The sequence below is a fragment of the Pseudomonas vanderleydeniana genome, assembly GCF_014268755.2.
Classification (GTDB): domain Bacteria; phylum Pseudomonadota; class Gammaproteobacteria; order Pseudomonadales; family Pseudomonadaceae; genus Aquipseudomonas; species Aquipseudomonas vanderleydeniana.
Genome location: NZ_CP077093.1, coordinates 2,749,085 through 2,771,196 on the forward strand (window position 1 = coordinate 2,749,085; position 22,112 = coordinate 2,771,196).

13 protein-coding genes are annotated in these 22,112 nt (G+C 58.7%); 10 read left to right on the plus strand and 3 right to left on the minus strand.

Annotated features, from left to right (window positions below):
- Positions 1-9 precede the first annotated feature (9 nt).
- The 10 genes from HU752_RS12450 to HU752_RS32140 all read left to right on the plus strand — a co-directional run bounded on the left by HU752_RS12450 (position 10) and on the right by HU752_RS32140 (position 19,832).
- The gene (locus tag HU752_RS12450) at positions 10-12,468 is read left to right on the plus strand and encodes a two-partner secretion domain-containing protein (protein ID WP_186687925.1); all 12,459 of its coding nucleotides are present in this window, start codon (positions 10-12) and stop codon (positions 12,466-12,468) included.
- On the plus strand, positions 12,465-12,935 hold the full coding sequence (locus tag HU752_RS12455) for a hypothetical protein (RefSeq protein WP_186687910.1): 471 nt from the start codon (positions 12,465-12,467) through the stop codon (positions 12,933-12,935). The genes HU752_RS12450 and HU752_RS12455 overlap by 4 nt, the downstream gene beginning before the upstream one ends.
- A 1,103-nt stretch (positions 12,936-14,038) precedes the next feature.
- Entirely contained in the window at positions 14,039-15,235 is a 1,197-nt protein-coding gene (locus HU752_RS12460) for an IS256 family transposase (RefSeq protein WP_217838493.1), read from the plus strand.
- 476 nt (positions 15,236-15,711) lie between these two features.
- The gene (locus tag HU752_RS12465) at positions 15,712-16,290 is read left to right on the plus strand and encodes a hypothetical protein (protein WP_186679601.1); all 579 of its coding nucleotides are present in this window, start codon (positions 15,712-15,714) and stop codon (positions 16,288-16,290) included.
- A gap of 468 nt (positions 16,291-16,758) precedes the next feature.
- A complete protein-coding gene (locus HU752_RS12470; RefSeq protein WP_186679603.1) occupies positions 16,759-17,130 on the plus strand; it encodes a hypothetical protein in 372 nt (123 codons plus the stop codon).
- Between the two features lie 305 nt (positions 17,131-17,435).
- Positions 17,436-17,846, plus strand: coding sequence for a hypothetical protein (locus tag HU752_RS12475; protein ID WP_186679604.1), 411 nt, complete (start codon positions 17,436-17,438; stop codon positions 17,844-17,846).
- Positions 17,847-17,920: 74 nt separating this feature from the next.
- Positions 17,921-18,160, plus strand: a complete 240-nt coding sequence (locus tag HU752_RS12480) for an RDD family protein (RefSeq protein ID WP_225920171.1) — start codon at positions 17,921-17,923, stop codon at positions 18,158-18,160.
- Between the two features lie 66 nt (positions 18,161-18,226).
- On the plus strand, positions 18,227-19,015 hold the full coding sequence (locus HU752_RS12485) for a spermidine synthase family protein (protein ID WP_186679607.1): 789 nt from the start codon (positions 18,227-18,229) through the stop codon (positions 19,013-19,015).
- Between the two features lie 31 nt (positions 19,016-19,046).
- Complete coding sequence (locus tag HU752_RS12490) at positions 19,047-19,499, plus strand: hypothetical protein (RefSeq protein ID WP_186679610.1); 453 nt, start codon at positions 19,047-19,049, stop codon at positions 19,497-19,499.
- A gap of 93 nt (positions 19,500-19,592) precedes the next feature.
- Positions 19,593-19,832 carry a DUF6124 family protein gene (locus HU752_RS32140; RefSeq protein WP_437182365.1) on the plus strand — a complete coding sequence of 80 codons (240 nt, stop codon included), beginning with the start codon at positions 19,593-19,595 and terminating at the stop codon, positions 19,830-19,832.
- A gap of 69 nt (positions 19,833-19,901) precedes the next feature.
- On the opposite strand, the gene HU752_RS12495 is transcribed toward HU752_RS32140, so the two are convergent.
- From HU752_RS12495 to HU752_RS12505, 3 genes are all read right to left on the minus strand, one after another.
- Entirely contained in the window at positions 19,902-20,489 is a 588-nt protein-coding gene (locus HU752_RS12495; RefSeq protein WP_186679613.1) for a hypothetical protein, read from the minus strand.
- The gene (locus HU752_RS12500; protein WP_186679615.1) at positions 20,486-20,734 is read right to left on the minus strand and encodes a hypothetical protein; all 249 of its coding nucleotides are present in this window, start codon (positions 20,732-20,734) and stop codon (positions 20,486-20,488) included. Before HU752_RS12500 ends, HU752_RS12495 begins: the two co-directional genes overlap by 4 nt.
- Before the next feature lie 231 nt (positions 20,735-20,965).
- Positions 20,966-22,057, minus strand: a complete 1,092-nt coding sequence (locus HU752_RS12505; RefSeq protein ID WP_186679617.1) for an NADH:flavin oxidoreductase/NADH oxidase — start codon at positions 22,055-22,057, stop codon at positions 20,966-20,968.
- Positions 22,058-22,112: the final 55 nt, after the last annotated feature.

A 22,112-nucleotide genomic window follows, 5' to 3' on the forward strand; every position in this document is an offset into this window, starting at 1 on the left:
TTTTCTGACATGGACGTTCGCCAGTTCGCCTTCCTCGTTGGCCAGCCTTCTGCTGCCCTGAAAAACCGTGACCATTTCCTAGGGTTGCCGAAACGCGGGATCGCTTTCCTGCTGGCGAACGTCATGTTCTGGCAGCCGCTATGGGCGCAGGCGGACGGCATCGTGGTCAGTGCGCCGGGGACCACGCTCGGTCAGGCGGGCAACGGCGTGCCCATCGTCAACATCGCTGCACCCAATGGCAGCGGTCTGTCGCACAACCAGTTCCAGGACTACAACGTCGGCAGCCAGGGCGTCATCCTCAATAACGCCACGAACCGTACCCAGTCGACGCAACTGGGCGGGATCATCCTCGGCAACAGCAACCTCAACGGGCGTGCCGCGTCGACCATTCTCAACGAGGTCAACGGCGGCAGCCCGAGCCAATTGCGTGGCTACACCGAAGTGGCGGGGCAGTCGGCCCATGTCATTGTTGCCAACCCCTATGGCATCACCTGTAACGGCTGCGGCTTCATCAACACGCCGCAGGCGACGCTGACCACCGGCAAGGCGGTGATCACCAACGGGCAGGTCTCGGGTTACCAGGTCGACCGGGGTAGTGTCTCCATCGAAGGCGCGCTGCTGAACGCCAACAACATCGACCGTTTCGAGATCATCACCCGCTCGGCCAAGTTGAATGCCGAGATCCAGGCGAAAAACCTAGCGATCATCACCGGTGCCAACGACGTCGATGCCAAGACCCTCAAGGCCACTGCGCGAGCGGCCGATCCTGCAACGGCTCCGCAACTGGCGATCGACTCTTCGGCGCTGGGCGGCATGTACGCCGGCGCGATCAAGCTGGTGGGTACCGAGGCCGGTGTCGGGGTGAAACTCGACGGCAAGATGGTTGCCAGCGGGGGCGACATCCAGCTCGATGCCAACGGCCATCTGAGCATGGTCGACACGGCGGCGACCGGGGCGGTCAACGTCAAGGCGCAGAGCCTGGAAACCAAGGGCCCGGTCTATGCCGGCACCACCCTGGACGTGAAGACCCAAGGCGACCTGACCAGCCAGAACAACCTCGTAGCCAAGGACCGCATTACGCTCAACAGCGGCGGCCAACTGACCAACAATGGCATCATCGAAGCCGGGGTCAATGTCGATAACAGCCGCAATGCCGCAGGCGACGTCAGCATCCGCGCACAGAACGTCAACAACGCCGGCAAGAGCATCATCGCCAGCCGCAACCTGAAGGTCACGGCCGCTCAAGCCCTGGACAACCGCGAGGGGGCGATTTCCGGTGCCGCGACCACGGCACTCGCAGCGACCAGCGTGAATAACGTCCAGGGGCAAGTTACCGGTGATCTGGGGCTGAGCATCGACCTCAGTGGTGCCTTGAACAACCAGGCCGGGACTCTGGGCTCCGGTGGGGCGTTGAACCTCACCGCCGCGAGCCTTGATAACCGTGCCGCCGGTACGGTCCTGGCTGCCGGCGGCAGTCTTGCCGTCACTGTCCGTGGTGCCGTTGACAACCGCGAACAGGGCAAGCTGCGCGCCACCGGCGCCATCGACCTGACAACCGGCAGCCTGGACAACCGCGGCGGCAGCCTGGCGGGCAAGGACCAACTGACCCTGCGCAGCGCCTCGGTCGATAACCGTGTGGGGCTGATCCAGGCCGAACAGGGCGTCACGTTGCTGGTCGACCAGATCGACAACCGTGCCGGCGAACTGTCCAGCACTGGTGGCAAGGTCAAGCTGGATGCCCAGCGCCTGGACAACAGCGACGGCGGCAAGCTGCTGGCTGAAACCGACCTGGCGCTGACTGTGGCGCAACTGATCAACCAGACCCAGGGGCGGCTGTTCGCCAAGGGCAATGCCAGTCTGAGCGGTACCAATCTGGACAACACCGGCGGTACCGTCTCGTCGCTCACAGGGCTGGATATCCGCCTCGACGGCGCACTGCTCAACAACACCGGCCTGCTCAGCAGCGAAGGGACCTTGAGCCTCAAGGCCGCCAGCCTGGACAACACCAACGGCCAGATCGGCAGCGCCGGCGACCTGTCCATCGACAGTCTCGACGCCGTGCTCAACCAGGGCGGCTCGGTCCTCACCGATCACGGCCTGACCCTCGCCAGCTCGCGCCTCGACAACAGCCAGAAGGGCCGGATCAGTGGCCTGGGCGCTGTCCGCGTGACCACCGGGACGTTCGACAACAGCCAGGAGGGGCGTCTGGTCAGCGATGACCGCCTGGACCTGACCGCGGCCCAGGTCAACAACGCGGCCGGTCGTATCGCCAGCGGCAAGGACCTGACCGCCAGCGTTACCGGCCTCGACCAGCAGAACGGCGAACTATTCAGCAAGACCCAGCTGAACCTGGACCTGAACAACGGCCAACTGAACAACCAGGCAGGCCTGATCAACGGCCCGGTACTGGTGCTCAAGAACCTCAACGGCGTGAATAACCAGGGCGGTGAAATCTCCAGCGCCCAGGCGTTCACCCTGGCGGCGCAGAGCCTGGACAACAGCAACGGCAAGCTGCTGGGCAACCAAGGCCTGACCTTGCGCATCGAGCAGGCGCTCAACAACGTCAAGGGCCTGGTCTCCGCCGCGTCCCTCGACAGCCGCAGCGCGAGCCTGGACAACAGCCAGGGGCAGATCAGCAGCCGTGGGCAGGCTGATCTGACTGTCACGGGCGCCTTGACCAACCTGAATGGCCAGTTGATCGCCACCGGCGACCTGAGCCTCACCGGCACTTCCCTGGATAACCGCCAGAACGGTCTGGTGGGGGCGACAAAAGCGCTGAAACTCAACGTCGACCAGATCGACAACCGGGCGGGTGAGCTGTCCGCCAACGCGAACATCAATGTGACCGCCAACCGCCTGGATAACCGCGATGGTGGCAAGGTCCTGGCCGATACCACTCTGGCCGTAGACAGCGCCCAGACCCTAAACGGCAACCAGGGCCTGCTCAAGGGCAAGACCGGCCTGACGCTCGATGGCCAGACCCTCGACAACACCAACGGTCAACTGATCAGCGGCCAGGACAGCCGCATCACCCTTACCGGTGACCTGGACAACAGCCAAGGGCTGCTCAGCAGCGAGGGTCAGCTGGACGTCAGTGCCGCCCAGCTGACCAACACGGCCGGCAGCCTGTCCAGCGCCGGTCCCCTGAGCGCCAAGGCCACTGCCGCGCTGATCAACCAGGGCGGACGCCTGGTCAGTGACCGTGGCGTCACCGTCAACAGCGCCAGCCTCGACAACACTGCCCAGGGTGTGATCAGCGGCAAGGGCGCGGTGGGAGTGACCACCGGTGCCTTCGACAACAGCACCGGCAGCCTGACCAGCGCCGACCGCCTGACGCTGACGGCCGGGCAGGTCACCAACCAGGGTGGCCGTATCGGCAGCGACAAGGCCCTGACCGCCAGCGTCACCGGCCTCGACCAGCAGGGTGGCAAGCTGTTCAGCAACAGCGCCCTGACACTGGACATGAACCAGGGTCAACTGAACAACCAGAACGGCCTGATCAATGCGCCGCTGCTGGTGTTCAACCACCTCAAGGACGTGAACAACCAGGGCGGCGAAATCTCCAGCGCCCAGGCTTTCACCCTGGCCGCCGAAAGCCTGGACAACAGCAACGGCAAGCTGCTCGGTGACCAAACCGTCACCCTGCGTGTCAACCAGGCCCTGACCAACCTCAAGGGCCTGATCGCCGCCGCAGCGCTGGACATCCGCGCAGCCAGCCTGGACTCCAGCAACGGTGGTGAAGTCTCGGCCCAGGGCGATATCGACCTGTCCGTCTCCAGCCTGACCCAGAACGGCGGGCGCCTGCTGAGTGACCAGGCGATCCGCCTCGACCTGGCCGGTGGTGACCTCGACAACCGCAACGGCCTGCTCAATGCCAAGGGCCCGTTGACCCTCAACAACCTGCGCGACCTGAACAACCAGAACGGCGAACTCTCCAGCCGCCAGAGCTTCGACGTCGCCGGCCGCAACCTGGACAACAGCAACGGCAAGCTGATCAGCAACAACCAGCTGGGCGTGACCGGCACCACCCTGATCAACCAGAACGGCTTGATCTCCGGCTGGCAGGGCCTGAACGTCAAGGGCGCGAGCCTGGACAACCGCAACAGCGGTACCCTGTCCAGCCGCAGCGGCAACCTGGATGTGAGCCTCAGCGGCGCACTGCTCAACGGAGATAAGGGCGCCCTGGTCAGTCAACAGAACCTGACCGTTAATGCCGACAGCCTCGACAACCGCGCCGGCATCCTCTCCAGCGGTGCGGGCCAGAAGCTGACTGTCACCGGCCTGCTGGACAACACCCAGGGCGGCTCCATCGACAGCGGCGCGGCCCTCACCCTGCAAGCCATGGCCCTGAACAACGCCGGCAGCATCAGCGCCGAACAGGCCATCGGCTTCACCGGCACCGACCTGGATAACAGCAACGGCACCCTGACCGGCAACGGCGCGGTCACCCTCGACCTACTCGGCGCCCTGACCAACAGCAACGGCAAGCTGGCCAGCGCCGGCCCCCTGGTCATCAGCCGCAGCAGCCAGATCAGCAACCAGGGCGGCCAACTGGTCAGCCAGGGCCTGCTCAGCCTGCTCAGCGGCAGCCTCGATAACAGCAACCATGGCACGCTGGCGGCCAATGACAACCTGCAGATCACCAGCTCCGGCGCCGTGCAGAACAACGCCGACGGCCTGATCTACAGCCGGAACGGTGATCTCGGCGTCAACGCCGCCAGCCTCTCCAACGGCAAGGGCGCGCTGCAAGGGCAGGGCGCACTGAACCTGACCGTGACCGGCGACATCGACAACCAGAGCGGCAAGCTGCTGGCCCAGAACGGCAACCTGACCGTCAGTGCGGCCAGCCTCGACAACCGTGGCGGTACCCTGAGCAGCCTCAAGGGCGCGCTGGAAACCCGGATCGTCGGCGTGCTGAAAAACGGCTACGACCTGAACAACAACCGCCAGGGCGGCATCCTCCAGGGCCAACGCCTGAACCTCCGCGCACTGGGCGGTTTCGACAACTACGGTGGTCGTGTCTCGGCCCAGAGCGGCGATGCACTGATCACCACCGCCGACTTCGACAACCGCAACGGCGGCGTCTACGCCAAGGGCCTGGTGCAGGTCACCGGCAACAACTTCGACAACAGCGGCGACAACGATGGCCAGATCGCCGGCCAGCGCATCGACCTGAGCCTCAACGGCGTCCTGAACAACCGCCTGGGCATCATCGAAAGCGACAGCACCCTGAGCGTGCGCGCCGCCAGCCTGGACAACCAGACCGGCCAACTGCGCGCCCTGGGTAACAGCGGTAAGACCGATTTCCAGATCGGCGGCCTGTTCGACAACCGTAACGGCAAGCTGGAAACCGCCAACAGCGACCTGACCCTGAACGTCGGTGGCTTCCAGAACCAGGGCGGCAGCCTGCTGCATGTGGGCAGCGGCACCTTCGATATCGCCACCGACAAGCTGCTCAACGCCGGCGGCACCGTGACCACCCGTGGTGGCCTGACCCTGACGGCGGACAACTGGACCAATAGCAGTGTGCTGCAGGCCAACCGACTGACGCTGAACATTGGTACCCTGAACCAGACGGCCAACGGGCAACTGCTGGCTGTCGATAGCCTGACCGGCACCGGTGGCAACTGGAACAACGACGGCCTGATCGCCAGTGATGGCACGGCCAGTTTGAACCTGAGCGGCAGCTATGGAGGTAACGGTCGCTACAGTACCCAGGGGACACTGGGCCTGAATGCGGCCTCGGTCAGTCTGGGTAGCGCCGGCAGTATCGCTGGCGGTGGGGATACCACGCTCAACGTGGGCGGCCTGCTGAGCAATGCGGGGCGCCTGACTTCCAATGCCGGCCTGAGCGTTGTTTCCGGCAGCTTGACCAACAACGGCACCCTGGCCAGTGCCCAGAACCTGTCGATCAAGGCGCACGACCTGCTGAGCAACAACGGCTCGCTGCTGTTCAGTGGCGGTGACATGGGCTTGCAGGTCGATACCTTGACCAACAACCAGGGCGACATCTACAGCCTGGGGGCATTGACGGTATCCGGGTACGCCGACGGCACTCGCGCCAACCAGTTGGAAAACATCTCCGGCAGCCTCGAGTCCCAGGGGGACATGACCCTGCGGGCGCAGAGTCTGCTCAATCGCAAGGACAAGCTGACCTACAAGAGCAGCTTTGTCTCCGGCAGCATTGGCGTCAACAACTACTACACCGGCTCGAAACACCGCCAGACCAACTACATTGCCACCGAAGTCTTCCAGAGCGCGATCGACGAGGATTCCCGGCAAGCCAGTTTGCAGTCCGGGCGCAACCTGACGATTGACGGTGGGGATATCGTCAACCGCTACAGCGCGATGACCGCCTCTGGCAACATCAACATCGCCGCCAATAACCTGACCAACGAAGGCGCGGTGGCTGGTCGTACGACCCGAACCCGCACCTGGTATTCCGGCTGGGCGAAGAAGGGCTCGGACTATGGGTTCATCAGCAGTTATGTCGTGCCCTACAACGCCCAATCGACGCCGACGCCAATTTCGGTCGATGCCTTCACCAACTACACCTCGGCCTGGGGCGGCGGTCTGATCGGAGACACCACGACGGCCGCGTCCGGGGGGACCGGGCTGGCAGCCGCTGTGATCCAGGCGGGTGGAAGCGTTGCCATCAATGCAACACAGAACCTGATCAACAGTTCGGTCGTCGACTACACCCGTCCCGAAATCACACAACAGCGCTCGGCGGCAACCGCTACCGCGAAGGTGTTGCCTTCGGTCGTGTTGCTCAATGCCCAACTGCCGCCGAACCTGGCGCAGCAACAAGTGAATCCGGTGACCCTGCCGGGCTTCAGCCTGCCATCCGGCCAGAATGGTCTGTTCCGCCTCAGCGGGCAGGGCGTTTCGCTGGTAACGGTGGCGGGCGCCCAGGGCATGCATTCCTCGGCAGTCGATGCCGCCCAGCGCCAGCAGAATGCGGGTGACGGGCAGGCACGCCACCTGCCATTGGCCGATGCGGCTCGGGGCACTGCAGGCGACCTGCAGCTTGAGCAAAATGCTCGGCCGACTACTGCAACCATCGTGAGTGGCAATGTCGCCGGGCCAGGGGATGCCGGCAGTGTCCTGCTGCCCGCCGGCAGCCAGGTCGTCAACCATGTACGGGGCCTGCCTGATGTTTCGGGCAAATCCAGCCCGCAGAAGTACCTGATCGAAACCAACCCGGTGCTAACCGACCTCAAGCAGTTCATGAGCTCGGACTACATGCTGTCGAATCTGGGCTATGACCCGGACACCAGCGCCAAGCGCCTGGGTGATGGGTTCTACGAGCAGAAACTGATCCAGCAGGCCGTGACGGCGCGAACCGGCCAACGTTTCATCGATGGGCAGACGTCTGACGAAGGTCTCTACAAGTACCTGATGGACAACGCCATCAAGAGCAAGCAGGAACTCAACCTGGCCGTCGGCGTCAGCCTGACGTCCGAACAGGTGGCGGCCCTGACCCATGACATCGTCTGGCTGGAAAACACCGAGGTCAACGGCGAGCAGGTGCTGGTGCCGGTACTGTACCTGGCCAATGCCAACAACCGCCTGACCGCTGACGGCGCCCTGATCCAGGGCTCCGACGTCCAACTGATCGCCGGCCAGGACCTGAGCAACGCCGGGACCTTGCGCGCCAGCAACAACCTCTCTGCCAGCGCCGGCAATGACCTCACCAACAGCGGCCTGATCCAGGCCGACAACCGTCTCGACCTGCTGGCCGGGCACAACATCGTCAACAAGGCCGGTGGTGTGATCGCCGGCCGTGATGTCAGCCTCACCGCCACCACGGGCGATGTGATCAACGAGCGCACGGTCACCCAGATCGACAGTGGCAGGGGCGATGTCACGCTCCATCGCGATGTCGTCGACAGCGCGGCCCGTATCGAATCGGCCAACGACCTGGTCGTGCGTGCCGGCCGTGACGTGACCAGCCAGGGTGGCGTGCTGCAGAGCGGCCGTGATACCCAGATCGTCGCCGGTCGTGACATCAACCTGATTGCCGCTGAACAGCGCGATGCCGTCAGCATTGGCAAGGGCCACAGTACCGAGCAGGTCACTCAGCTCAGCTCGACGTTGACGGCTGGTCGCGACGTTTCGCTCGGTGCGGGGCGAGATCTGACGGCCATCGCCAGCCAGATCGACGCCAAGCGTGATGTTGCCCTGTCGGCCACTGGCGACCTGACTCTGGCCTCGGCGGCGAACGAGCAGCATGTCTATGACCAGACGCGGAAGGTGACGCGCCAGGAGGACCATACCCAGCAGGTGGCGAGCAGCGTTTCGGCGGGTGGCAACGCCGTACTGACCGCCGGCAAGGACCTGGGGCTGATCGCCAGCAAGGTCAGTGCGGGCAACGAGGCCTACCTGAGCGCCGCCGCCAACCTGACGCTGCAGACCGCGACCAATGACGACTACAGCTTCTTCAGCAAGGTGAAGAAAAGCTCTTCGGGCAAGAAGAGCCAGTTGGATGAGGTGGCCAGTAGTACCAACATGGCCAGTTCGGTCAGTAGTGGCAACAAGACTACCCTGGTCGCCGGGCAGGACATGACGATCAAGGGCAGTGCCGTCGACTCTGAAAAGGGTGGCGTGACGCTGGTCGCCGGTAATGACCTGCAAGTCGTTGCCGCCACCGACAGCAGCAGTGCTCGCCATGAGCGCAGCAAGAGCAAAAGCAGTTGGGGCGGCCTCAAGTCGAGCAAGGTCAAGGATCAGGTTGCCGAGACGAAAACCACGGCAGTAGGCAGTCTCATCTCGGGTAATACCGTGGATGTGGCGTCGACCCGCGATGTCACAGTGACCGGTTCATCCCTGGTCAGTACCCAGGACCTGAATGTCCAGGCCGGACGCGACCTGAAAATCGATGCAGCGGAAAACACATTCACCCGGAACGAGCTGCACAAGGAGAAAAACCGCGACCTGACCGGTGTGCTGACTGCCAACAACATGGGCATTGATGACATCACCGGTAACCAGCATCTGTCGATCAGCAGTCGGAACCACACCGGTAAAGCCGCCCAGACGACCCTCACCGGCAGTACGGTGGGCTCCAGCGAGGGTAGCATCAACCTGGCTGCCGGGCGTGAGCTCAGTGTCATCGCCAGCGACTTGGTGAGCACCAAGAACACCAGCCTTGCCGGTTCGAACGTGACGCTGGCTGCAGGCATGGAAACCGCCAGCCAGAGCAGTACCGATAAGTCCAGCAGCCTTGCGGTTGGGCGTGTGGTGGGTGGTGCCATCGTCGATACAGTCAAGAGCATCCAGGCCAGCACCAAGGCAGCACAGAACTCGGACGATAGCCGTCTCAAGGCGGTGAAGGGTGCTCAGGCACTGATGTCGGTCAATGACTTGGGCGACCGTGCAGATGATCTCATGGCGGCCCTCCAGGGCAAGCCCAACTCCAGCGGCGCGGTGTTCAAGATCGGCACTGAGCTTGCCAGCACCCACAGCAAGAGCAGCACTCAGTACGACAGCAGCACCGCCAAGCAGACCACCGTCAACAGTGGCGGCAATCTGGTGATCGTTGCTTCTGGCAAGGCTGCTGACACCGCAGGCGACATTCATGTCGTCGGCAGTAGCCTGAAATCTGCTGACACGTTGTTGCTGGCCAAGAACGACATCACATTCGAGAGTGCGCAGAACACCGAGGATCGCGAGAACAAGAACAGCCATAGCAAAACGGCGATCGGTGCCAGCTTCAACATCGGTTCGCAGAATGGCTTCACACTCGACCTCGGGGCGCAACTTGCTCAGGGCAAGGGCAGTGGCCACGACGTTACCCAGGTCAACAGCACGCTCGATACCGGAACGCTGAAACTGCAGAGCGGCAAGGACACAACCCTGGCCGGGGCGCAGATCCACGCCGACAACATCCAGGCCGTGATTGGCGGTGACCTGAACATCGCTTCGCGGCAGGACACCTCCGAGCACAAGAACAAGCAGGGCAGTGGTGGCTTTGGTGCCAGCATCTGTGTTCCGCCTTTCTGCTATGGCGAAACGGTGACGGCGACAGCCAACCTCGCCGCCAGCAACATGAACAGCAAATACAAGGCGGTGGCTGATCAGAGCGGCCTGTTCGCCGGCAAGGATGGCTACGACATCAGCGTTGGCAAGAACACGGTGCTGCAGGGCTCGGTGATCGCCAGTGAGGCATCTGCCGACAAGAACCGTCTGAGCACCGACAGGCTGATCGTCAGCGACATCAAGAATGTCAGCGAGATCAAGAGCCAGTCCGCAGGCATCTCGGTTTCCTACGGCAGTGGCAACTACGGAGACCTCAAGCCAAGTACCAACTTTGGCGGCAGCGTGCCGTTGTCGCTGAAAGACTCCGACCACAGTACCACCCGTAGTGCGGTCAGCGAAGGCACGATCATTGTACGTAGCGCGGACGGGGCTAATGATCTGGTTGGTCTTAATCGCGATACCGCCAATGCGAATTCGCATCTGGATCGACCAGACGAAAAAGCTATGCAGGAACGGATCGACCTGATCCAGAGCACCGTCGCCCTGTCCAAGTCGGTCATCTCCAAGGTCGCCAGCTCGCAACAGCAGGCCGCGATAGAACGGGCCAACAAGGCCACGACCGAGCAGGAGCGTGATGCGGCCATTGCCGATGCGAAGAGCTGGGGGGTAGGTGGCGACAAGCGCTTCATGGCGGACATCGCCGCCGGCCTGATCGCTGCAGGCATGGGCGGTGTGGGCGGCAGTACGGCAATTGGCCTTGTGGCCAACACGACCGCCGCGGACACCGCCAAGAAGATTGGTGATTACGCCGATCAGCAATTGGCACAAGCCACGCGCGACAACGACAAGCCTCTCCAGGCTGCCTGGGGTGAGGGTGGCGCTGCCCGGGTCCTGCTGCACAGTCTGGCGGGTGCCGCGCAAGGCTTGTCCAGCGGCTCGGCGCTCAGTGGGGCCTTGAGTGCAGGCACTTCGGCGGCGCTCATGCCGGCCCTGGATGAGGTACTGAAAAAGAATGGTATCGGCTTTGAAAGCCGCGATGCGTTTGACGCGCTGTTGGCAGCGGGTCTGGGGGCTGCAGTAGGCAAGAACGGTATCAGCCAGGCCAGCGGGGCGACCATTGCGGGGAACATTGAGCAGTACAACCGTCAGATTCACCCGACTGAAGCGCGCTTGATCGAGCAGGAGGCTCCGAAGCTTGCGGCCAAGCTGGGTATCAGTGATGCCGAGGCTGAGCAGCGGATGGCGCGGGCGTTTGCCTTCTATATCGATGGCAACTGGCAAAAAACGATCGGCGGGGCAGGTGAGCAGTTTGATGCTGATACGTTGGCGTCTCTGGGCAAGGCGCTTGCGCCACTGGCTTCGAGGTATGACAGTGCCGTTGGTGCGATTGAGAACGGAGGAAAGGGTTATAGCGCCAGCGAGACGTTGGATTTAATCAAGGGCTATGGTCAGGCTCATCAGTCTGATTTCAAGAATGCAGATATTGGTATTGCCTATCTCGGCGATCCAAAGACCTACAACACCGATGGTCTGGTTGACTTCTATAAGCTCAATCTCGATTACAGTGGCAGAAAAGCTGGGACTTTTGACGGTCTTGGAGGAGTTCTTGCTGGCGGGGGAATGAGCCTCTGGTCTCTAGTGCAGGCAACGGCTTCGATGGGGAACGAGATCTTTTCTGGCCATGTGCTGAATGTGGCCAATAACACGCTCGACCCATTTGTAGAACCTCAAGATATAATTGGTGGCTGGAAGGTTATCAGTGATGGTCAGAAGCTTGTCTTCGACCTGCAAAATAACGTTTATGGTCAGGCGCAGCAGACCACTAAAAACGCCGTTGACCTTGCAACGCTATTACTCCCCGGGCCTGGCGAGGCTGCAACCGTTGGGAAGCTAGGCAAGCTTGGAGAGGCTGCTGAGCTGGCCAATGCTGCAGATAGCCTCAGGGAGATCAGTATCTTCGGTTTCCGGGGGGCGGGGTCGCCCAGAGATTTGATCGATGGTACTGTCCATCCATATACAGTAACTGGGCATGTGGGATACTCATTTGATGGCGGTAAGACAATTTTTGGTTTTGGTCCAGACGTCTATGGGAAGTCGAATTTCGAGATTATCCAGTCGCTAAGGAAGGGTGACAGCTACCCAGGGTTGGTGACTGATGATACTAGTGTTTTCAAATATGTTGCGAATAACCCTGGTGAGGCGCGCGGTGGTTTACCTCAGGTTGTCTACGAGCAAAAAATCCCTGTTACGCAGGAGCAATTCTCGGAAATTCAGAAAATGCATGATTCTATAGGTGTTAAAAATCCTCTGGATGACGTGCGTTATGTTTTTCCTGGTAGAGAGGGGGCTGAACCTGGTGTCTGCTATTTTAACTGCGCCACGTTTCCAAGTTATTTAGGTGTGAAGATTCCAGAGAGTACGGGAGTCATGATTAATTATATGCCTTATCTTGAGAGGCTTGGAAAGCCATGGAGTCCAGTTAAATGAGTGGTAAGTCGGAGTTTTTATTTGACAAGGTCTCCGAGTATGATCTTGTTTTTATTGATGTTGTTGGCGAGCCGAGCCCGCAGTTATTGAGAGCAAAGGTTAGGCGTGTATATTCTTGCGGAAAGTGTTTTGATGATTTCTCTCTCTGTTCGGAGATTGATTTTGTCCAGGCTAGTATGGCTTGGGGGAATATGGCTCTAGCGGTCGGAGATCAAGCTTTTTTGTTTTTGAGTACCATTAGTGGTCGGTTGTATGAGGATTGCTGGCATGGGCATATGGTTGTTGAAGAGATTGAAGGCGATCTGTACGCTATTTTTCAGCATAAGGAAATGTGGTTGAATGAAGATATGCCGCCTTTGCTTAGAGAAAACTCAAGGCCGGATCCGAAGAACTCACATACAACGGCGGTTCGTTTTGATGCTGTGGAATCTTACCTTTTGAGCTTGATTGAAAAGGCAGGGCGGTAAGAGGTTCGAGTGTGGAATACAGTTAGAAACAGCAGGGCGTGGCAGAAACTGGGACGCCCTTTAGCCGGTCTCGAGTCAAGGTCAATAGCCACAGCGCCCTGCTGTTTTTAGCTGCAGGGTTTGCCATTCAACTCAACCTGATCGGTCGAACCCGTTTTCTCATGTTCTGACTACGACCGAGTCGTGCCTGACACCCATTTGGATCAAGCGGTCGCGATACTGCGCGCGCGCCCTGGCAACTGACTGCCCCAGAGAAACGTTGGTGCCGCCAAGATGTCCCAACCGTGGCGCAGAACTGTGGTTCGTGCAAACACACCTCCAATCTCAACGGGCTCACTTGGCAGACGACCCGGTTACAACACACTCAGGCGGTGAAAGCCGGCCTCCACTCAGACTCTACTGGCGTTTTGTCGTTACATCGAACTGAATCCTGTGCGTGCTCGCATGGTCGCTGATCCCTTGGATTACCCATGGTCGAGGTACCAGACTCGGATGAGTGGATTAGAAATGACTGTTTGCTGGGTGTTGACCCTTTTGGATGATACGGCGAAAGAGCGGCGCCATCGTTATGAGATATTTGTAAGACAAGCCGTTTCTGCTGACGAAATCAGTTTGATCCGCGATGCTCTGCAACGAAGCCAGTTGACCGGGACAGATCGTTTCGTGGATGAGGTGGAAAGGGTTACTGGCTTACAGGTAGGGAGACGAGGTCCGGGTCGACCAGCGAGATGTTTGGTAAAGTAAATGTGCCCTCATTTCTCATGGAAACCAGCGAAATGATTAAGAATTCAGATTTTTATTTGATAAGGTTCTGCATAATGATCTTGCTTTGGTAGATGTTTTTGGCGAGCCTGGCCCGCAAATGCTAAAGGCAACGGTTCGACGAGTATATTCTAGCGGGAAAGGGCTTGATGATGCGCTCCTTGGGAGAGACATTGAGTTCGTTCGAGGCAGCAGGGCTTGGGGGAACAAGGTCCTGGATCGTGTCCCTAGAAGTGGTGTAACTGAACCAACCGAAGGCGCCCTGCGGGCGAAAGAGGTGGGTCATCGTGGTTCTTGGCTAACGTTGAGTTTGCGGACTTAACCTTCACCAGGAAACCACGATGACCAAGCCCACTATCGCATTGACCGAGTTGGTTGAGAAAGGGGCAGACGCTGATCTGCTCAAGCAAATGATCCAGTTTGTTGCCCAGCGCATGATGGAGTTCGACGTCGAGGGCTTGTGCGGCGCCGGTTTCGACGTCAAAAGCCCTGACCGAACAAACAGCCGCAACGGCTACCGCGATCGCCTCTGGCAAACTCGCGCTGGCGACGTTGACCTGAAGATCCCCAAGCTGCGCCAGGGCAGCTATTTTCCCGGTTTTCTCGAACCACGACGCACCGCCGAAAAGGCCATGGCAGCCGTGATCCAGGAAGCCTATATCCAGGGCGTTTCGACGCGCTCGGTCGACGAACTGGTCAAGGCCATGGGCATGTCCGGCATCTCGAAAAGCCAAGTATCCAGGCTCGCTGGCGAGATCGATGAGCGCGTCCACGCCTTCCTTGATCGACCGCTTGAGGGCGATTGGCCCTACCTGTGGATTGACGCTACCTACGTCAAGGTGCGGGAGGCCGGGCGCATCGTCTCGGTCGCCGTCATAATCGCTGTGGCCGTGAACACCAACGGCGGGCGCGAGGTGCTGGGTATGCGGGTTGGCCCGTCGGAAGCCGAACCGTTCTGGACGGACTTCCTGAGAAGCCTGATGCGACGCGGGCTGCGGGGTGTGAAACTGGTGATCTCTGACGCTCACGAAGGGCTCAAGGCCGCTGTTTCCAAGGTTTTCCACGCGACCTGGCAACGCTGTCGCGTTCACTTCATGCGCAATGCCATGGCCCATGTCGGCAAGGGCCAGCGCACCATGGTAGCGGCCTTGCTGCGCACGGTGTTTGCCCAGGACAGTCGAACCGAATGCCATCAGCAATGGCGGCTGGTGGCTGATCAACTTCGTGAGAAATACCCCAAGATCGCCACGCTCATGGACGGCTGCGAAGATGAAGTGCTGGCGCACATGGCCTTCCCGAAGGCACATCGACAGCAGTTACACAGCACTAACCCGCTGGAACGGCTAAACGCTGAGATCAAGCGGCGTACCGAAGTGGTGGGCATCTTCCCCAACGATCCGGCGATTACACGGTTGGTTGGGGCAATGCTGCTGGAGCAGAACGACGAGTGGTGCCTGCAACGGCGCTATATGCAGTTGGAGGCCTTCGAGGCGGTCAGCGATAATCCGCAGGCCAAGCTGTCGGCCGTGATCAACTAAACGGCAAACTCAGTGGCCAGAGCCATGATGAGTTACACCACGTCCTGGGACACGATCAGGTCCTGGAGGTTGGGGACCAAGCTTTGTTATTTGTACGTCGTTTGGCTGCCGGCTCGCTATACGAAGATTCTTGGCGTGGGCATATGGTTGTGGAGGGAATTGATGATCATGTATATGCAATTTTTCAGTTCAAGGAAATGTGGCTGGACAAGAAAATTCCATCTTTGATTAGGGCGCATGCTCGACAGGATCCGAGACGTTCATATGCAACAGTCATTCGCTTTGATATCGTTGAATCTTATCTTTTGAGTCTGATTGAAAAGGTTAATGTCAAAACCTGAGATAACCGTAAGGGAAATAGAATTGGGAAATAAATGCGCCCCCGTTGTCTGCCGTTTTCTCACCACCGTTTTCTTCATTGAACCGTAAGAATCTTCAGTGTCCATGCATGGGCGATTAGGTAATTGGTATTTGAAATGAGCCTCACAACCTATGAGTTGCTCCACGGCGTCCCCATCGGAGCCGAGTACGCCGTGGATGCGACGGAACTCGACAAGGAAGATATTCCGCAGGCCAGGGTCGATGCAGTCATGGACATCCTGCGCAAGAGCGACGACCGTGAGGAACATTTCCTGGCGGCCAGGCTGCTATGCAGTTGGGGCTATCATGAGGGTTTGGCTGCGTTGGAGAAAGGCATGGCCGAGCCCGAAGGACTCGAGGGTTTCATCACCCATCGGCTGCATGGCTGCGATGACACCTACAATCATGTGCAGCTTGCCGTTCTACGTTACTTCGCAGATTTGGCTGACCGTGGTGAAGTCGAAGAGGCAAGGAGACAGGTGTACGCTCCTCTGTCGAGGGTCATTGCGTTGGCTGCCAATCGGCGCTTCGAGATATCCGCGATTCTGGAGTTCATCCGTCGTGAAGGTTTTCTCGAATACATGCCTTCGATCGAGCAATATTTTCTGGAAATTATTAAGCAACCGGAAATTTTTCACTGGAAGATAGCAGAGGCTGCCAACTTTTTTGCTAGCCTCCGTAGAAGCGGGGGCTAGCAACGTGGACGGATTTATTTTCTGAAAGTGTGAAATAAATTTGCGAAATGAATCCGTCATCTTTTTCCTAAAGCTCCTTCACTGCCATGCTCAGAAACAGGGGCGGCGGGCGCAACCTGCCGACGCAGCGTACACCACTGGTCCGTTGATTGGAGCAAGCAAGAAGATCATGTCGCCAGAGGTATGCGTTTTCCGTCGAGCAGAAATCAAAGCTTGGAGGTTATTGCGCAAAGGTGAGACCCTGAGCGTCATAACCATTGCAATCCAGAAACCCACTGGAACCGTGCATAAATTGCTGGCCTGCAACGGTGGGGGGGATTTTTCCTCGAACCCGACAGCGCTCACGGCTCGCATTGACGCTGCTTGAGCGTGAAGAAGATGGGTTGCTACACCGAGGTCTACTATTAATCCGAGTCTTCGCGGTTTGTCTAGTCAGGGTGAATTTAAAGCTTTCTATCCAGGTAAGCCATGATGGCGAATTTTTCTTCAACGGCGTGTGAGCAGTGTGCTGGTGAGTTAGTTTCCTTCAAGGAAGGTAGCGTTTGTGGTAGCAAATGTTTGGCTTGTGGCTGGTCTTTGGTTACTACGGACATATCGGGGATTAAGTTTGATGAAACGAATTATGAGATCTTCTGTGTTGGTGATTATAAAGATAAGGCTCATGTGACGTGTGTCTCAAAGGCGTCTGGATTTGGTTTTTTGAAATCCAGGGAGAATCTTTGTCAGGGAGAGTTTGTTGTATTTTGTGGGAAGGCAGTAGATATTTTAAAAATCCGTGATGAGCTTGTTGTTGCTGGGTTAAGGTGTAGCATTAAGCCGGATTTTATTTGGGGTGGCTAGCTATCCTTCCAGGGAGGCGATGGCAGGGTCGCGGAGACAAATTTATTTTCTGCGTGTATAGGCGGGGCGTCTTGCTGTGAAGTACGGTTCTATGATTTAAAATGTTATCGGGCTTGCGATGTATGATTTCGTGAATATAGGTTGCTTTAAGGGTGATAAGGTGTTACGGGTGGTCATGATGAAGATGAGGGTGGGTTTGTTTTTAAGGGCTTGGAATAATGCTGCGCAATAATCCGCAAAATTTGTAAAATCATTTTTTGCTGAAGTTCGCAATACGAAAAATCTATTTGAAAAGGAAGCACTACGTGAAACGAAATTTCTCCCTTATCCTTGTTGTACTGGCTGCAGCTCTAGGTGGCTGTGCCGCCCACAAACCGGCCAACGATCCAGCCTTGATTGGTTCATGGAAAGGTCTGCGGGCAGAAAACGGCAAATGCCAGTTCCTATCCTGGAACAATGACTTCAAGCCCGATGGCAGCTTCACCGTCACCTTCTTCCGGGATGCTCAGCAGACCCAGCCGATTCAAACCGAACATGGCAGATGGTCTGCCGCCAATGGCAAGAACGAATTGAGAACTGATGGAGTGCGGTTACCCGATGTCTATACCTACCAATTTATCGATGCTGACACGGTACATTACGTGAATGTGGCGTCAGACCCTTCCGGGGATTGCCAGGAAGACTATGAATTCACTGAGCGCCGCATTCGCGGTTAAGCCAATTTAGAGAAACGGAGACGCCCATTAGCCGGTCTCGAGTCAAGGTCAAGCGCCATCGGGCCCTGCTTTTTCTGGCTCTAGGTTATTTTTTGTTGGGTGATGCCTTGCCCAGCGGTCAAACGCTGGGCAAGTGGCTGATGGGTATCTCGGTTGTCGGTTTCCCTGTGAATACACGGTGCACGGTGTTTCAGTCGTTTCTGCGCAACGTGCCGAAGGTATTGTTCAGTGTACTGGATGCCCTCTTTGCACTTTTCGGGCTCCGGCGGCGCCTGGGCGACATGCTTGCCATGACCATGGTGGTCAATAAATGACTGGAAAGCTGATGCCAAAGCCTGAGACGGCAGGATAGACTTTTCGATTTCCAAAGGCAGGAAGCCGTGACCTCTAGCCGCACGCTACAAGTGAAATCCAACCTTGAGCTACGCCTGTTCGCTGTGCTGAGCGGCGGTGCACTCGTCGCCGCGCTGGTGCTGTCGGAAGGCACCAGGCTCTCCGCCGAGTCGCTGTTTCCCCGGGCATTGTTTGGATTCATCAGTTCCCTGGCTCTGGGGCTCCCCTTGTTATTGCTGGGGGATCGTCGCTGGCCAATGTCCAGGACGCGGCACTTGGCGAATGGGATGGTCCAAAGCCTGGTGCTTTACCTCTTTTTCGGCAGTTTTTCCCTGTCGTTATTCAAGTCAGCGGTGCTCGGCGGTATTGCGTTAGGCGCCTGGTACGCTCTGGTTCTGCCTTGGGTGGAACGCTTGAACGGTCGGGAGGGCGCGCCGGCAGGGCGGAGCTGGCGTTCGGTGATGGCGCTTCCTCTGGCGGGAGGATTGGTGGTTGGTAGCGTTGCGTCCGTGTATTTCTTTTTTGCCCAGGCGTCGGTTCTGCCGATATTTTTCCTGTTTTTCGTGAGCGGGGCACTGCTCAGCATGCTGGTCTGTTGGCCGGTGCTGTGGCTGGTGGAGCGATTCCTGAAAACAGCCTGGCGTTATGTGATCGGCGGAGCGGGCAGTGGTTTGCTGATGTGGCTGATGTTTACCGGATCGGTGTTCGTGGAAAAGTCGACGACTGTGCTTCTCCCTGCATTCTGGCTCGGTCTTGGTGCTTTCGCATTGATCGGGTCGATAGCTGGCCTTCTGTATACGGCATTTGTCTGGAAACAGCTGCGAGCTGATTCGTGAGCGCAGGGGGGACAAAGGAGTGGTGGCTGTAGTGGACAAACAGGTGTATGAACTGACTGCCGATGATTTTGCGCAGTATGGGGCGTGGTTTTTTCCGATGGATGATTCTGCAGAGGATGAGCTGACTGTCCGCCCTATTGGTAAGGAGGATGTCTGCTCTGATTTCCAGGTTGTCATAAGAACTCGGTTCTGCTGTGCCAATGGAAAGGAATATATCGGTTACTTATATTGGGATGCGAATGCCTCAGTGGAGTATTTGAAGCCTGTCATGTTCATGGACGATGGGACTTGCCTTTGCTTTTGGAACGGGATTGTCAAGCCCGCCTGGGAGAAACACCCAGGGATCTTTGATTTTATGAGTTCGAATTTTCCTATTTCATTTGTCTCGGAACCACTCTTTGCGATGCCGAGTATAACAGGAGAGCTTGAAGGGCTTTATTATCTGAGTGATGCCGGGGTCAGTATTGTGTTTTTTTATGATTAGAGGGAAGGAAACGGGTTCGCTTTCATGAGTACGGCCAAGACAGAACAACTCTCATGGCAATGATCCGGCGCCAACGTTCAGCCGCAGCGCTCGATTCCCCCACCACGGTTCCCACCGCAAACGAACAACCCGGAAACCACCCTTGTCACCGTCTACTCCATCCTGCAGTCCGCTGCTGCTACCGCCTACGAAAATGCCGACAGCCAAACGGGCTCCAACCGCAACGTCGCGCTGGGCGTCGTGCACCTGATCGAGTTGGCACAATGGTGGGTGGATTCGTTGTTGGATAAGCCGCTGACGGCTGATGCGAATAGCCAGGCCGCGTCGACCTGAAACGGGAAGGGGAGGTGTTTAGCCCTTGAGCATAAGGGAAGGCCTGGAACCGGGCCCTCCCTTATGGCTTCATTGCCCTGGCGGCGTCGAAATTTCTGCCGTCGAGGGCGTACTCTCCACAGGAATACGTTCCTTCGGCTTCGTCACGTCATAGACATGCAGTTCACAGCGCTGCTGGGTGGACTGGAACTCGACCAGATAGACCTTGCTGCGCTGTGGCGTAAAACGGGTACTGATGGGGCCACAGGTATAGTGGGCGGCTGCGGTGTCGCCACTTGCATAACCTGATACCTCCAGCAACTGGTCAGCATCGGCCCGCATTTCCAATTGCGGGAAGTGTTTCAGCAACGCGCTGTGGCTGGTTTCGTTGAGCTTGGCGATCCAGCCGAATACCTGGCCACGGCCGGTATACACCACTGTGCCCAGCACTTCCTTGCGTTGGTCGGGGTCTGCCGAGCGACGGATCGAGAACTCCACGGGGATGGCATTGCCCGCGGATTTCATGATGACCTTGGCGTGCTGCGCATCGACGGTGACCTTGTTCTGGCCCAGTTGCACACCGTCCTTGAGGAAGGTGGGCGAGGAATCCCTGACATTGGAGTGACAGGCGGGCAAGGCCAGGATGAGCGCCAGGGTTAGCAGTCGAGTTCTCTTCATTGCTGATGAATATCCTTGAGAGTGTTTTTTGATGGCGCGCGGCGGCGTTTCTTGCCGATCCGTTCCCACAGTTCGTTGAGAGCGAACCAGATCACCATCAACAGGCCGATGAACACGAAGGTGTTGTGGTTGTGGAACAGCCCCTGCAACTTGCCGGCAAGCCAGGCCGAGATCACCATCAGGAATACGAAGCGCAGGCCGGTCAGTACGGCTTGGAGGTATTCGTTACCGATATTGCGGGACATTCCATTGCTCTTTGGGCAGAAAGGAGAGGAAGGCACGCCCAGGTCTTGTGTATCGGCCGCCCTGGCGCATGCTTTTCGCGATGCGAAGCCTAAGGGATGTAGTGGCGTTTTGCCAATGAAAACGGTCGATTTTGATTTATTGGCGCCCAAAACCTGTCGCCCTTAGAGGGGATGCAGCAACAAAAAAGGCACCGAACTATCGGTGCCTTCCTGGTTCAACGCTGCTTCAGCTCAACGATAACGCTCCAGCCAATGCGCGTAAGGCGCCGGCAGCGTCCAGGCAGCCTTGTCGACGCCCAGTTCCTTGGCCGCGAAGTACGCCCAATGCGGGTCGGCCAAGTGCGCGCGGCCGACCGAGACCAGGTCCAGTTGCCCTGCCTGCAGGGCGCCTTCGGCCAGTTGCGGGGTACCGAAGCCCCAGGCCGAGGTCACCGGGATATCCGCTTCGCGACGCACGCGCTCGGCGATCGGGCCCATGAACGCCGGGCCCCACGGGATGTTGGCATCCGGAGTGGTAAAGCCGACGCTGACGCTCAGCAGGTCCAGGCCGCCGGCCTTGAACCGACGGGCCAGCTCGATGGATTCGGTGAGGGTCTTCTCGTCGCGACCGTCGTATTCCAGCACGCCGAAACGCGCGGTGAGCGGCAGGTTTTCCGGCCAGACCTCACGCACGGCGGCGAGGGTCTCCAGCAGGAAGCGGCTGCGGTTGTCGAAGCTGCCACCGTAGGCGTCGGTACGCTGGTTGGAGTGCTCGGAAAAAAAGCTCTGGCCGAGATAGCCGTGGGCGAAGTGCAATTCGATCCACTCGAAACCGGCATCGCGGGCACGACGGGCGGCATCGACGAAGTTCTGCTTGATCCGCGCGATGTCGTCCAGGGTCATGGCCTTTGGCGTTTTCGGCAGGTGCGCACCGAAGGGCAGGGCGGATGGGGCGAGGGTCTGCCAGCCACGGGCGTCGGATTCGGCAATGTGGTCGTCGCCTTCCCATGGGCGGTTGGCGCTGGCCTTGCGACCGGCGTGAGCGATCTGGATGCCCGGTACCGAGCCGGCCGCCTTGATGGCCTTGACCACGGGAACGAAGGCCTGGGCCTGTTCGTCGTTCCAGATACCGGCGCAGCCCGGGGTGATGCGGCCTTCCGGTGCCACGGCGGTGGCTTCGACCACCACCAGGCCGGCACCGCCGCGTGCCAGACCGGCATAGTGGACCTGGTGCCAGTCGTTGATCAGGCCGTCGTTGGCCATGTATTGGCACATCGGTGGAATCGCGATGCGGTTGCGTAGGGTGACGTCCTTGAGCGTGTAGGGTTGGAACAATGCCGACATGGAAAATCTCCCGGAGACGGTGGGTGAGGTTGATTCGTTTGTTCGATGGTAATCG